This window comes from bacterium (genome assembly GCA_035380285.1).
In the GTDB taxonomy this organism is placed as follows: Bacteria; Auribacterota; Erginobacteria; order Erginobacterales; family DAOSXE01; genus DAOSXE01.
Map to the genome: position 1 here is coordinate 16,447 of DAOSXE010000008.1, position 14,373 is coordinate 30,819.

At 65.6% G+C, this 14,373-nt stretch carries 10 protein-coding genes; 7 read left to right on the forward strand and 3 right to left on the reverse strand.

The features are described from left to right. Positions 1-119: 119 nt before the first annotated feature. Together PLZ73_04280 and PLZ73_04285 are read left to right on the forward strand one after the other, a co-directional pair. Positions 120-1,685, forward strand: coding sequence for a hypothetical protein (locus tag PLZ73_04280; GenBank protein ID HOO77086.1), 1,566 nt, complete (start codon positions 120-122; stop codon positions 1,683-1,685). Positions 1,686-1,693: 8 nt separating this feature from the next. Next, positions 1,694-3,274, forward strand: coding sequence for a VCBS repeat-containing protein (locus tag PLZ73_04285; protein HOO77087.1), 1,581 nt, complete (start codon positions 1,694-1,696; stop codon positions 3,272-3,274). Positions 3,275-3,663: 389 nt separating this feature from the next. On the opposite strand, the gene PLZ73_04290 is transcribed toward PLZ73_04285, so the two are convergent. Genes PLZ73_04290 through PLZ73_04300 form a run of 3 tightly spaced genes read right to left on the reverse strand, consistent with a single transcriptional unit; the run spans position 3,664 to position 6,492 of the window. After that, positions 3,664-4,596: a glycosyltransferase family 2 protein gene (locus PLZ73_04290; GenBank protein HOO77088.1), complete on the reverse strand. Its 933-nt coding sequence runs from the start codon at positions 4,594-4,596 to the stop codon at positions 3,664-3,666. Next, on the reverse strand, positions 4,593-5,744 hold the full coding sequence (gene rffA / locus PLZ73_04295) for a dTDP-4-amino-4,6-dideoxygalactose transaminase (protein HOO77089.1): 1,152 nt from the start codon (positions 5,742-5,744) through the stop codon (positions 4,593-4,595). Before rffA ends, PLZ73_04290 begins: the two co-directional genes overlap by 4 nt. 1 nt (position 5,745) lies before the next feature. After that, positions 5,746-6,492 carry a hypothetical protein gene (locus PLZ73_04300; GenBank protein HOO77090.1) on the reverse strand — a complete coding sequence of 249 codons (747 nt, stop codon included), beginning with the start codon at positions 6,490-6,492 and terminating at the stop codon, positions 5,746-5,748. Between the two features lie 113 nt (positions 6,493-6,605). Here PLZ73_04300 and PLZ73_04305 point away from each other — a divergent pair, with 113 nt between their 5' ends. From PLZ73_04305 to PLZ73_04325, 5 genes are read left to right on the forward strand one after another with little or no spacing between them, the layout of a single operon-like run. Next, positions 6,606-9,230, forward strand: a complete 2,625-nt coding sequence (locus tag PLZ73_04305; GenBank protein ID HOO77091.1) for a glycosyltransferase family 39 protein — start codon at positions 6,606-6,608, stop codon at positions 9,228-9,230. Next, entirely contained in the window at positions 9,223-10,200 is a 978-nt protein-coding gene (locus PLZ73_04310; GenBank protein ID HOO77092.1) for a glycosyltransferase, read from the forward strand. The genes PLZ73_04305 and PLZ73_04310 overlap by 8 nt, the downstream gene beginning before the upstream one ends. Continuing rightward, complete coding sequence (locus PLZ73_04315; protein HOO77093.1) at positions 10,200-10,862, forward strand: class I SAM-dependent methyltransferase; 663 nt, start codon at positions 10,200-10,202, stop codon at positions 10,860-10,862. The genes PLZ73_04310 and PLZ73_04315 overlap by 1 nt, the downstream gene beginning before the upstream one ends. Beyond that, a complete protein-coding gene (locus tag PLZ73_04320; protein HOO77094.1) occupies positions 10,846-11,976 on the forward strand; it encodes a radical SAM protein in 1,131 nt (376 codons plus the stop codon). The genes PLZ73_04315 and PLZ73_04320 overlap by 17 nt, the downstream gene beginning before the upstream one ends. Before the next feature lie 38 nt (positions 11,977-12,014). Further along, positions 12,015-14,360: a hypothetical protein gene (locus PLZ73_04325; GenBank protein HOO77095.1), complete on the forward strand. Its 2,346-nt coding sequence runs from the start codon at positions 12,015-12,017 to the stop codon at positions 14,358-14,360. The last annotated feature ends 13 nt before the right edge of the window (positions 14,361-14,373 follow it).

The window sequence follows — 14,373 nt, forward strand, 5'->3', positions numbered from 1 at the left end:
GGAACGGGACCGCAGGGTAAGACCGGGCATATTTTTCTTGCCGGGCAACGCATGCGTCTAGTACATTGACCCAACTTTCGATACATCAACCGACACCGTACCACAACGGAGGAGATGGGATGACAGGAGCAAGAGTGTTGAAAAGTATCATGGCGCTGCTGGCGGGGACCGTCCTCGCGGGCGGAACCGCGGTCCGGGCGGCCGATTGCGTGCCGGAACCCGAAATCACCAGGCAGCTGCCGCGGGCTTCTTCCGGCTGGTCCGGGAGCGTCTGCTGGCTTGACGGCGTTATCTACGAAGTCACCGACGCTTACGCTTACGCCATCATGCGCGATGCCGAAACCGGCGCCCAGATCGGGGTTCAGAACTTCAACGTTCCTTCCGACATTCAGGGGATATCCTACGATCCCTGGAACGACACCTGGTGGCTGAAGCTCCAGGGGGCGAAAGAAGCCTGGGAGTACAACCCCAACGGGACCGGGCCCCTGCGCAAAGTCTCCACCTACGGGTACGCCTTCGGGCTCTACGTCGACCCCGACGAGGAAGACGTCATCTGGATCGCCGGCACCGAGGACGCTTCGGTGAAGAAGGTCGACCTTTCCACGGGCGCCCTCCTGCAGACGATCCGCACGACCTTCCAGGTCCGCGGGGTGGTCCGGGTCGGCGATTATATCTGGTGCGCGCGTTCCGGAGAAGTCGGGGACGCGGGTATCCTGATCAAGATCGACATGGACGGAAACGAGATCTGCCGGTACTACATGCCGGTGAGCAAGTACGACCACGACACCGGCGGCCTCTCCATCGACGACGAGGGCCAGCTCTGGGTCGAGGGCGGCAAGGGTACGCACATCTACCGCCTGGATGTCGGCTACAGCCCCTTCGTGGCCGAAGTGACCGGGCATATCGATTCCGGGGATTACGACGGCGACGGCACCTCGGACATCGCCCTCTTCCGGCCGGCCACCTCTCTCTGGGCCGTTCGCGGGGTCACCCGCTGCTACTACGGAACGGCTTCCAGCGTTCCGGTCTCGGGCGATTACAACGGCGACGGTACTTCCGACATCGCCACCTACGACAAGACCAACAGCCGCTGGTCGGTGCGGGGCTACACCAAGTTCTACTACGGGGTCGAGGACGACTACCCGGTGCCGGGCGACTACAACGGGAGCCTGTCGGTCCGGGCCGCGGTCTACCGTCCTTCCACCGGGCTGTGGGCCCTGCGCGGGCTTTCGCGCTTCTACTATGGGGAGGAGACGGACCTGCCCATACCCGGGTACTTCCATTCCACCTATAAAAGCGTCAAGTTCCCCGCCCTCTTCCGCGGCTCCTCCGGCCTCTGGCTGATCCGCAACCTGGGCAACTACTACTTCGGCGAGCGCGGCGATACTCCCGTGGTGGCCGACTACAACGGCGACTGGGTCGACGACATCGGGATCTTCCGCGAGGACGCCGGCCTCTGGGTCGTCAGGAGCGTCACCCGCAGCTACTTCGGCCAGGAAGAGGACGAGGCGGTTCCCGCCGATTACCTCGGCGACGGCACCGCCGACATCGGGATTTTCCGGGCGGCCTCGGGCAAGTGGCAGCTGAACGGAGTAGGGACCTACTTCTACGGCACCGCGGGCGATCTGCCCGCCACCGGGCGTCTCTGCTTCAACCCCTCGGCCGCGGCTCCCGCCGGCATATAAACCCGACCGTGAAGGAAAAAAGCCCCCGCCGGTTCCCGGCGGGGGCTTTTTCTTTTTGCACCGGGAAGCGCCTTCTCGCCCTTCTGGCCGCATCCGCGCCCTTGCTCGGCCCGGGGCGGGCCGGGGGCGCCTGTTCTCCCGAACCCCGGATCGTGGACACCATTCCCCGCTACGGGCTGGGCTGGTCGGGGGGCGTCTGCTGGCGGGAGGGGAGGATCTACGAGGTCACCGACAAACTCGCCGGGGTCCTGATCAAGGATGCCGACAGCGGTTCGGTAGTAGGGTCCATCTCCCTTCCCTGGGACGACATCAAGGACATAACCTACGACTCCCGGAGGGACTCCTTCTGGGTCAAACCCGGGGAAGGGGTCCAGAGCGTCTACCGCATCAACGCCGACGGGGACGTGCTGGGGTCCTTCGACCACAGCGGCATCAACCGCTATATCTTCGGCCTATACTGCGATCCCCAGACCCCCGACGTCATGTGGATGGCCAGCCATGTCTCGCCCCGTCTCTATAAAGTCAGGCTCCCCGACGGGGCGGTGCTCGACACCATCGATCTGGACTTTCAGGCCCGGGGGGTGGTGCGCGCGGGGAACTACCTCTGGTGCACCTACGGCGGAGAGACCGGTGACCCGGGGCTGATCGTCAAGACCGACGCTACGGGCGCGATCCTCTGCACTTTCGAGCTGCCCGCCGGGGAGTACTGTCACGATGCCGGGGGGATGTCCCTGGACGACGCGGGCTGCCTCTGGGTCCATGGGGGGAAGAACACCGCGATCTACCGGATCTGGACGGGGGAGACGCCGGCCCCCACCCCGGCTTCGACCGGGGAGGCTTCCTGCGATTCCGGAGATTTCGACGGCGACGGAACCAGCGACGCCGCCGTCTTCAGGCCCGGCAACGGACTCTGGGCGATCCGGGGAATCTCCCGGTTCTACTTCGGCCGTGACGGCGACCGTCCCGCCTGCGCCGACTACGACGGCGACGGGACCACCGATCCCGCTCTTTTCCGGAGTTCGGAGGGGCTTTGGATCCGGCTCGGCGGCGCGCGCTGCTACTTCGGGGCTTCCGGAGACGTCCCCGTCCCCGGGGACTACGACGGAAGCGGGACGTGCCGCCCCGCGATTTACCGGTCCGGCACCGGTTTCTGGGCGGTCAGGGCCCTGACCCGGTTTTTCTTCGGCGCCTCCGGAGACGCTCCGGTCCCGGGTTACTATTCCGGTTCCGCCTGCCTGGGCGCCGTTTTCCGGCCTGCCTCGGGCAAATGGCTGATCCGGGGCTCGACCGCTTGCTGGTTCGGGCAATCCGGAGACGTCCCCGTCCCTTCCCTGGGGGGCGCCCGCGGCGCCTGGCGGCCCGCGGTCTTCCGCCCCTCGTCCGGGTATTGGGCGGTGCGCGGCGGCCTCAAGGGCTATTTCGGCCGTTCCGGAGACGTGCCGGTTCCGGCCAGCTATGACGGCCGCCCGGATACGGTCTATGCCGCCGTCTTCCGCGCCTCCGCCGGGTTGTGGAAGATTTACGGCCGGACCGCCTTTTATCTGGGGAGCGCGGGAGATATCCCCCTCACCGGTTCCCCCTGTCGCTGACCCCCGGGGGGGAGAAAGGGTTCAGGGTTCGGGGTTCAGGGGGACCACTCCATGCCCGATGCTCTATGCTCTGTGCTTCTCACATATAGACATGTAGGTAATGTAGGGTGGATGGTGAAGGGGGTTTAGGATGTGGGCTTTGATTTGCCCATCTAAAATTTTCCCCAATCAGAGTTAATCAGAGAAATCAGGTGCAGAAATCTCCAGGGGCCGTGGCGGAGGCCTTGCTCTCTGCTCCCCCGAACCCTGAACCCTGAACCCTGTATTCCTCCCCCCGTCAGAGTTAATCAGAGTAATCAGGTGCAGAAATCTCCAGGGGCCGTGGCGGAGGCCTTCCTCCTGAACCCCGAACCCTGAACCCTGGGGGGAGCGGGCGGTGGGGTCTTACTCTATGCCCGCTGCCCCCCGCGGGTGGTCTCGCGCACCAGTCCGGCAGGGCGGCCCATGTTCCGGAAATGGAGCCGGGCGAGATAACTCCCGATGATCCCCAGCACCAGGAACTGGGCGCCCGAGAAGATGGCGATAATCGAGGCCAGGAACGGGAAACCGGGGAAACTGTAGCCGAGAACCAGGTAGCGGCCGACTACGTAGACCAGGATCCCCACCCCGAAAACGGTGAAGCCGAACCCCAGGAAGCTGACGACCTTCAGCGGCCAGGCGCTGAACCCGGTGATGACGTTGACGGCTTGAGCCAGAAGCTTGATGAAGCCGTAGTTCGACGTTCCTTCCCGGCGCGGCTCGTGGCGGACCCGGACGGCCCCGAAGCGCGATGTGCCCCAGGAAAGCGGGACGTCGATGATGATGAACGGGCCCCGGTATTCCCGAAACGCCTGTTTGAGTTCGGAGCGCATGGCCCGAAAGGAGCTGACGCTGCGGGCCAGTTCCGGCCCCAGCGCGCTCTGAACCATGAGCCGCAACAGGGCCGAGCCGCGGCGCCTCCAGAAACTTTGGCGGATTTCCGCCGGGATGCCGTAGACCACGTCGGCGCCGGCCTCCAGTTCCCGCAGCAGCCGCGGGATCTCCTCGGGGGGGTTCTGGAGATCGTCGTCGATGGTGACGATGGCCTCGTGGCGGGCGATGTTGATCCCCTGGAGCAGGGCGTTGTGCTGTCCATAGTTCCGCATCAGGTCCACGCCGACTACCTTGTCGCCGTCCGCCGCCAGGGTTCTTATGGTATCCCAGCTGCGGTCGGTGCTGCCGTCGTTGACCAGGATGATTTCGTAATCTTCCGCGGCTTCGGCGAGTACGCGCCGAAGCCGGTCCACCAAGGGGGCAATGGTAGCTTCGCTGTTATAAACCGGGACAACCACCGATACGTTCATGGCTTGAACTCCCTGACCGCTGCGATTACCAGTTTCTGCTCCCGTTCTTCCAGCCCGGTAAAGAAGGGGAGCCGGAGCAGCCGCGCGCTCACGTCTTCGGTTACCGGGCAGTCTCCTTCCCGTCCTCCGTACCGCCGCCCCATGGGAGAGAGGTGCAGGGGCAGATAGTGGAAGACGCTGCAGATCCGGCGCGAACGCAGATGCCCGATCAGGGCGTCCCGGGCGGCCGCCGAGGGAAGCAGGAGATGAAAAAGGTGGTAGGAACTCCGGCAATGGTCCGGGACGACGGGGAGCCGGGCCCCTGCCGCCGCCGCCCAGTCCCGGAGGCCGTCGCGGTACCGGAACCAGATCGCCCGCCGCCGGTCCTGGATCCGTTCCCGGGCTTCCAGCTGGGCCAGGAGAAATCCGGCCAGGATATCGGAGAGCACGTAACTGCTGCCCAGGTCCAGCCAGGTGTATTTATCCGTCTGCCCGCGGAAGAGTTGACTGCGGTTGGTCCCTTTCTCCCGGATGATTTCGGCCCGCTCGATCAGATCGGCGCGGTTGATGATCAGCGCTCCCCCTTCCCCGCAGGAGATATTCTTGGTCTCGTGAAAACTGAGGGCGCCCAAGTCCCCGAAGCTGCCCAGGGGTTTTCCCCTCCAGCCGCCGAAGATCCCGTGGGCGTTGTCTTCCAGGACCGCCCACCCCCGCTCGCCCGCCAGCCCCATGATCGCGTCCATCTCGCAGCCCACCCCCCCGTAGTGGACGGGAACCACCGCCTTGACCCGCGGTCCCGCGGCGTCTTCCAGGAGACGTTCGTCGAGGTTGAGGGTGTCGGGCCTGATGTCGACGAACCGGGGTTTCGCTCCCCGGAGTATAAAGGCGTTCACGGTGGAGACGAAGGTGAAGGAGGGGACGATGACCTCGTCCCCGGGGCCGACGCCGAACAGCAGCGCCGCCATCTCCAGGGCGTGGGTACAGGAGGTGGTGAGCAGGACCCGGGGGGAGCCGGTTTCTTCCTCCAGTATCCGTTCGCAGCGCGCCGTGAACTCGCCGTTGCCGGAAATGTGTCCCCGCCGGATCGCCTCCCCGATGTAGTCCAGTTCCGGTCCCGCCAGCCCGGCGCGGTTGAAGGGGATCGCCCAGGAAATCGCATTTGTTCCCATTTCAGGAATCGAACCAGCGGTGAAAGGTATACGCCGCCGACTCCGGTTCGAAGCCGGCGCGGATCATGCTTTTTTGCATCGGTCTGTTGGTCATGAGCACATGGGCTTCGGCGATGGTCCGCCCCTGGTCCCGCGCCCACCGAAGCCCGGCGACGATCAGATCGTGCATCACCAGACTGCGTCGCCCGATTCCGGGAATGCCGCCCGCCAGGGGAAAATCGGCCCTGGCGGCGGAAATGTTCCGGCAGGTCACCAGGCCGACGGGCTTCGAGCCGTCCCAGGCTAGCATGACGTCGCCACAGCCGTCCAGACCGCGCAGGCAGTTGAGCGCCCAGGAGGAATAGATATCCCCGGCGGCGTACCCCTCCAGCCTGGGGTCTTCCCCGTAATGGCCCCGGTAGTTCTCGAAGGCGAGCCGAGCGACCTCCGCCAGGGCGTCTTCCTGCCCCGCAGAGGCCCGGACCACCCGGTAGCGGCCCGAGAAAGGAGGCAGTTCCCGCGGTGCGGCGAGCTTCCGGATATAGACCAGGATGGTGTCGGTCAGGAAGAACCCGGCCTTTTCCAGGGCCTGGGCCGCGCGGTAGCTCCCGGCGGGAACGCGGGCGACCAGGAGCCCGACCTTCAATTCCCCGCACGCCTTCATGACCGGATCCAGTTCCCCGGGGCTTGCGATCGAGGCTCTGCCGACCCTGACCCCGAACCGTTCGCTGTCGAGGCGGGCGATCGCGACCGGATGGGATTTTTTCATGGCAACAGGTGTCCGCTTGCGCGCGGCGGTGCTGTTCTTATAGTATTACTGTTCGAGCGCCCGCGGGCGCTCTGCATCCGACCGCTACAGTATACCAGCGAGGTATCCGGGGCATGAGGGAAAAAAAGAAGGTCGTCGCCGGGGTTTTGTTCCTGATCTTTCTGGCCGGGCTTCTGGTCAGGATCGCCGGCATCGGCTACGACGGTCTGATTCCGCTCAACCACGACGAACAGATTCATCTTAAAACCGCCCGCGCCTTCTCCGCCGGGGAACTCAACCCCCGCGCCATCTGGGAGGGGGAAATTTTCCGTTACGCCTACTATCCCTGGCTGAGCGCCTACATTTTCGCCGGGATTCTGGCGGCCGTCCAGGCGGCCTGCGGGGGGGCCGTTTCCCTGGCCGGCGCCGCCGCCGAACTGATGGGCATCAGGGGAGCGAACGGCGCCCTGGTGACGGTGTCCTCGAAATGCCTGTTGGATCCGGCCACGGCTCTCGCCGTCGGCCGCGTCGCCGTCGCCCTCTTCGGGGCCCTGACCGTTCTCGTGCTCTACCGCGCCGGCCGCGACTTGATGGGAAGGTGGGGGGCGGCCCTCGCCGCCGCATTTCTGGCGTTCAACGGCTATCATATCGCCAACTGCCATTGGATGAAGAACGACGTCATCGCGGCATTCTTCCTGACGGTCGCCTTTTTCTTCTGCGTTCGGATATGGCTGAAGGGGCGCTGGTCGGACTATCTGCTGGGCGCCGTCTTCTCCGTCCTGGCCTTCAACGTGAAATGGTACAACGCTCCGGTCTTCGGCCTGTTCGCGGTCGCCCACCTGCTCCGGGCGGCGGTCCCGGACCGGCGCCCGGCCTGGAAGCGTCTTTTCCCGGGGCGCCTGTTCGCCGCCGCGCTGCTGGGCGCGGCGGTGTTCGTCGTCACCTGGCCGCTGCTTCTCTTCGACCCCGGTTTCGTGTTCGACAATGTCGCCCGGGTTTCCCGGGACACCTCGAGCCGGGGCATGTTCGGCAACGTGGGGACGTACGCCCAGCTCGGTTTCTGGGAGATCAGGTTCCACAACCTGGTCAATTTCGTGCTTTTCTCCTCGGGAATGGTTTCGGGAATGGGGTGGCCGGTCCTGCTGCTGGGCGCGGCCGGCCTGTTCGCCGGCCTGTTTTCGGGGCGCCGCGGCCTGCTCTTGGCCGCGTTCCCGGTCCTGTACCTGGTTTCGGCGATTCTCGTGGCCTCCCCGGGGATCCGCTATCAGGACACCATCCCCCTGTATCCGTTCTTCAGTTTGGGCGCGGCCTGGCTCGTGGTCAGAACGGCCGCCCTGGCCGGCCGCCGCCGCTCCTGGTTGATCGGGGGGGCGATCGCCGCGGCGATCCTGGTGCCCTATCTCCGCAGCGCGCTCCGGCTCGATTACGGCTATTGGCAGAACTCGGTCAAGTACTACGCCGGGCGCTGGGCCCAACGCAACATCCCTCCGGGCAGCCTGATCGTCAAGGAATCCAAGACCATTCCCCTGGCGCCGGGGCGTTACCGGGAACAGAAGGTGCGGGCGTTTTGGGGAGTCCCCCTGGAGAAGCTGGTCAAGGGGGGAGCCGATTATATCATCACCTCCGGGCGGCAGGAGCACCGGGCCCTGGAACGGTTCGGCCTCTTCGGCCCCGACCACCCCTTTTCCCGGTTCTACCTGGAACTGCCGACCAAGTTCGAGTTGATCAAGGAATTCGATCTCGGAGAGGTTCCCTACCGGGGAGGGACGACCAAGGTCTGGTCCCGGCGCCGGGAAGCCCACCTGGCGGTTTCCGGAATCGACTCCGGGTTTCTCCGCGTCTTCCAGGGGGAACATGCCACGGTTTCTCCCGATGTTCTCTTTCTCGACGACCAGGGGCGGTGCCAGGGCAACACCGCTTTCATGGTCCCGCCGGAGAGTTCCGTTTCCCGCCTCATGGTGACCTCCACGCCGCTGGAAGTGTTCGGGGTGAAGATCGTCAACGGTCCGCGGCCCGGCTTCGTCAAGATCGTCTCCGGCCCGACCGTCTGGCGCGAGAGGCTGGAGGCGGGGGAAAGCCGTCTTCTCAGCGTTCCCGCGAGCCGCTGTTTTCCCTGGATCCGGAACTCGTACCGGGTGGAGGTGATCTCTCCCTGGAACTCTCCGGTGCTGGCGGCGGTTCTGCCCGACCCCTTGAGGCTGGGCCGGGAGTTGGAAAAGATCGGCGACCCGGCGGCCCGTCACTATCTGGGCCGTTCCGCCGGTCTCTACCCGAACGACTGGTATGCGCTGCTGCTCTGGGGCGAACCGATCCCCCCGGAACAGCGGAAGGCGCTGGAACGGCTCCGGGCGGCCGCCCCGGCCGATTGGGACGGTCTTTTCCGGGAGTTGACCGGGTACGAGGTGGCGTGGCTGGAAGCCCGGGCCGGCCGGACCTGGAAGGCTCGGCCCGGGAGCGAACTCCGCACCGGAACGTTCCATCTCCCGCCGGGCGAATACTCCGTCTCCGTCGCGGGGGGGACGGACGGCCGCCTGATCTTTTCCCGTGATGGAAGCGAGGAAGCCCCCTGGGCGCTCTCCGGAAGCGTTCCTTTCCGATTCCGGGTGGGGAGTTTCGCGGAGTCTTTGGGTTTGACGGTTACGGGTCCGGCGGAGTCGATGACGGTTTCTCCGTCGTTGCGGGCCTGGATGAAGGAGGAGATGGGATGGACCGAGGATCGAACCGTCCCCGAACAAGCGCATGAACCCGCCGATGAATAGTTCCGCCCGCCGTCCGCGGGTCACGGTCGTTACGCCCATCTACAACAACGCCCGGATGATCTCCGACTGCCTGGAAAGCCTGCTCCCGCAGGATTATCCCGATTACGAGGTCATCGTCGTCGACGACGGCAGCACCGACGGAACGGCGGAAGAGGTCAGGAAACATCCGGTCCGGCTTATCGTCAACCGGCACCTGGGCATCTCCGCCGCCCGCAACGCCGCCATCCGGGCCGCCGAGGGGGAGATCATAGTTCTGGTCGATTCCGACCTCAAGGTGCCCAAGGACCTTCTTTCCCGGTTGGTAGAACCGCTGACGGCCGACCCCCGCCGCGGGGTGGTGATGGCGTGGTGGGACATCAGCAACCCCGATAACCTGGTGGCTTCCCTCATTTACCGCGGCTACGAATATTTCACCCGCGGTCTCGACGAACCCAATTTTTTCTGGGGGTACTGCTTCGCCATCAAGAAAGAGGTGCTCGATCGGGCGGGTTTCTTCGATGAAAATCTTCCCCTGGTGGAAGACGTCGACTACGCCTACCGGGTCGTGGCGCTGGGGTACACGATCAAGATCCTCCGGGAGGTCAAGGTTTGGCATTATTTCCGGGACAGCCTGGGCAAGCATCTCAGCCGCCACTTCAAAACCGCCCGGCACAAGTTTCTCTACGTGCGCCGCACCGGACGCTACACCGATCAGCGGGGGACCGGGGCCGAGTACGCCAAGATCGTCGTTCATTCCGCGCTCGTGCTTTCCCTGGCGACCCTCCCCTGGACCCCGTGGATTTTCTGCGTCTTGCTGGCCGCTGCCCTGGGCAGCCACCTGCGCATGACCGTCTGGAGCATGAGCAAAGGGCTCAAGTTCGCCCTGATGCTGCCCTTCGAGTTCCTGACCAAGATGGCCTGGGTTTTCGGCATCGCCCAAGGAGGCTTCTGGTTGCTCCGGGGGCACAACCCCTCTCCCCGGGATCTGTAATGCTGTTGCCGAACATTCCGCCGGAGGTCTTCGCCCTCTATGCCGGGCTTTCCTGGTGGGAACGGGCCCATATCTGGCTGCGGTGGAAGCTCTGCCCGTTCCGTGCCATCGCCGCGCAGGTCCCCGCGGCGGGATCGGTCGCCGATATCGGTTGCGGCCGGGGGATGTTGGCCAATTACCTGGCCCTGACTTCCCCGTCCCGTTCGGTGATCGGCCTCGACCGCCAGGCCCAGCGGATCCGGGCGGCCCTGACCACCGTCGGCTCCCGGAGCAATATCTCCTTCAGAAACCAGGACGTCCGGGAGATGAGGGACGAAGTCTTCGACACCGTCATTCTCAGCGACATGCTCCACCACCTCACCTATCCCGACCAGGAGGCTTTTCTCGGGCATTGTTACCGTATGGTTCGTCCGGGGGGGCTCCTCCTGCTCGAGGACGTCGGGGAGGTCCCCCGGTGGAAGTTCGTCTCCCATTATCTGATCGACCGGACCCTCAATCTGGGGAGGGGACAGAATTTCCGTACCCGGGAGCAATGGCGCCGGTTGTTGCAGGGTCTGGGCTTCGCGGTGGAAACCGTCCCCGTGCACCGTCGGCTCCCGCTCCCCGATTACCTGTTCGTCTGCCGGAAACCTCCGGAGAGCGCCGATGTCCCTTCCGGCTAAGATCGGGCTGGGGTTGCGCTTCCCGGAGACGCTCGGGGAACGGTTCCGGGCCCGGCGGGCGCCCCGCCGCCTTCCCCGCGACCCCGACGGGTCGCTGCGCCTGGAAGCCCCGCTTCCGGTCACCCTGAGCCTGAACGTGATCCACGCCTGCAACCTGCGCTGCCGCATGTGCGGACAATGGCGCCGCGAAGACGGATCGCGTCCGGAACGGCTGGAGCCGGAGGCCCTGCGGCCGGTGATCGACGCCGTCGCCCCCGCCAAGCCCAAGATCTATATCTGGGGGGGGGAACCGCTGATCCATCCCCGGATCGACGAGATCGTCGGCTACGTCAAGAGCCGCTCCCTCTACACCGTCGTCAACACCAACGGGGTGCTGCTCGAGCGGCACGCCGACCGGCTCGTCGAACTGGGGGTGGACGGCCTCGATATTTCGATCGACGGCCCCCGGGAGATCCACGACCGGGTGAGGGGGGTGCCGGGGACCTACGACCGGGTCATGAAAGGCGTGGAAGCGGTCGTCCGCCGCCGCCGCCGGAAACCGATGATCAAGGCCGTCTCCGTGATCACGGCCGATTCTCTTCCCTCCCTCGACCAAACCCTGAAAGAAATCGCCCGCAGCGGTTTCGATGCCGCCATCTTCAATCTGGGTTGGTTCGCCACGGAGGAGGTCGGCCGGGCGACGGAACGGTATTTCTCCCGCCACCTGGGCTGCGAGGCCAGGTCGTGGAAAGATTTCGTCGGGGTGCTGGGGACGGTCGATCCGGCGGAAGTGGCGAAGTTCATGCGCCGGGCTTCCCGGATCGGTTTTCCGGTGTTCTTCATACCCGCCGTCCGGCCGGAGCAGGTGGAAGAATATTATTCGCGCCCGGCTTCGTTTCTGGGGCGTCGGACCTGCTATATGCCCTGGCTGAGCCCGGATATCCGGCCCGGCGGCGACGTCACGTTCTGCCCCGATTTTCCCGATTACACAATCGGCAATATCAATACCGATTCTTTTCCATTACTATGGAACGGAGAAAAAGCGATCCGTTTCCGGCGCGCCCTGCGGGATCATGGGCTGTTCCCGCTCTGTTCGCGCTGTTGCGGTCTGTACGCTTTCGGAGGCGGAGTTTGAAGTTCGCGGAGCCGATGGACGGCAGGGGAAGAAGTTTCGTGAAGAGCAGCTTCGCGCTGGCGGCCGCGGCCGTTCTGGGAGCCCTGGTCCCGGCGCTCCCCGCGGCCGAATGCGTGCCCGCCCCCGAAATCACGCGCCAGCTTCCCCGGGCGGCTTCGGGTTGGTCGGGGAGCGTCTGCTGGCTGGACGGCGTGATTTATGAAGTCACCGACGCCTATAACTACGCCATCGTCCGCGATGCCGTGACCGGCGCCCAGACCGGGATCAAGAATTTCGACGTCCCTTCCGATATTCAGGGCATCTCCTACGATCCCTGGAACGGGACCTGGTGGCTGAAGCTCCAGGGTGCGAAGGAGGCCTGGGAGTACAGCCAGAGCGGCGCCGGCCCCCTCCGCCAGGTATCCACCTACGGCTATGCCTTCGGGATTTACGTCGACCCGCTGGAAGAAGACGTGATCTGGATCGGGGGGACCGAGGACGCTTCGGTCAAGAAGGTCTCCCTGAGCAGCGGGGCGCTGCTGCGCACGATCCATACCTCGTTTCAGGTTCGGGGAGTGCTCCGGCTCGGCGATTATATCTGGTGCTCCCGTTCCGGCGAGGTCGGCGACGCCGGGATCCTGATCAAGATCGATATGGACGGAAACGAAATCTGCCGTTACTACATGCCGGTCTCCACCTACGACCACGATACCGGGGGGCTCTCCATCGACGACGACGGGCAGCTCTGGGTCGAGGGGGGCAAGGACGCGCGCATTTACCGCCTCGATATCGGGTATGAGCCGCCCACGCCCACTCCTTCGCCGACTCCCCGGCCCAGCGCCACCCCGACGCCGACGTCTTCCCCCGGGGGCCTCGTTCTCGACTCCAGCGATTACGACGGCGACGGCACTTCCGAAGCCGGAGTTTTCCGTCCGGACGGGGGGCTCTGGTCGATCTCGGGAGTGACCAAGTTCCACTTCGGCCGTTCCGGCGATATTCCCGCCAGCGCCGACTACGACGGGGACGGCACCACCGATCCCGCCGTTTTCCGTCCCGCCAGCCGGGCCTGGTTCGTCCGGGGCCTGACCCGGGGTTTTTTCGGCGGCGCGGGCGATCGCCCCGTTCCCGGGGATTACGACGGGGACGGCACCTGCGAGATCGCCGTGTACCGCGCCGCCGGCGCTTTCTGGGCGGTGGCGGGCCTTACCCGGGTCTACTACGGGAGCGCCGGTGAGAACCCGGTCCCCGGGTACTACGGTCCCGGGGCCGCCAAACGGTTCGCCGTGTACCGGCCCGGCGATGGGAGGTGGTCGGTGCGGGGTTGGACCCGGTGTTTTTTCGGGAGCGCCGGGGACGTGCCGGTTCCGGGTTTCGGTGCCGGCCGGGTCGGTTGGGCTCCCGCCGTATTTCGACCGGCGACGGGGCTGTGGTCGAGGCGGGACGGCCCGGCGCTGTATTTCGGAGAAGCGGGGGACAGCCCGGTGCCCGGAGACTACCTCGGCGACGGCTGCGCCCCGGCCGCCGTCTTCCGAGCCGCCCGCAGCCGGTGGCTCATCTTCGGAACGACCTCGTTTTTTTACGGCGAACCCGGAGATCTTCTTCTCCACGGCCGCGCCGCTCGGCCTTCCCCGACCCCCTCGGCTTCGCCCACGCCTCCCCCGGTTATGGCCTCGACCGACTTCGACGGCGACGGCACCGACGATTTCGCGGTCTTCCGGCCCGCACTGGGGTTATGGCTGGTTCGGGGGATTACGCAGACGGAGCTGGGTCTTCCCGGCGATATCCCGGTTGCCGGAGACTACGACGGGGACGGTTCCGCCGAGGCCGTCGTTTTCCGTCCGTCCACGGGCAGATGGATCTTCGCCGGCGGCGGGGAAATCGCCTTCGGGCGCCCGGGGGACATTCCGGTCCCCCGGGATTACGACGGCGACGGGATCTGCGATCCGGCCGTCTACCGGCGCGCCCAGGGTTTCTGGGCGGTCCGTGGCTATACCCGTCTCTGGTTCGGAGACGAATCGGCGCTGCCGGTCCCGTCGGACTACAACGGGTGGGGAGGAAGCGACTTCGCGGTTTACCGCCCCGGGACAGGCCTCTGGACGGTGCGGGGTCTGACCCGGGTCTTTCTCGGGCAGCCGGGTGATATTCCAGTTCCCGCGGACTATTCGGGGTGGGGGTCTTCGGGCCCCGCGGTCTACCGCCCGGAGACCTCCCTCTGGATCGACGCCGGGGGGGACGAGTTGGAGTTCGGAGGATCCCGGGACGTCCCCGTCCCCGGTAATTTCATCGGCCTGAACTATTCCGCGGTGGCGGTGTTCCGGGCCGCCAGCGGGCTTTGGCTGGTTAAAGGCCACACCCGGGTTTATTTCGGGGTCGAGGGCGATATCCCTCTCTTCAGCCCCCGCTGAACCGGTGAGGACT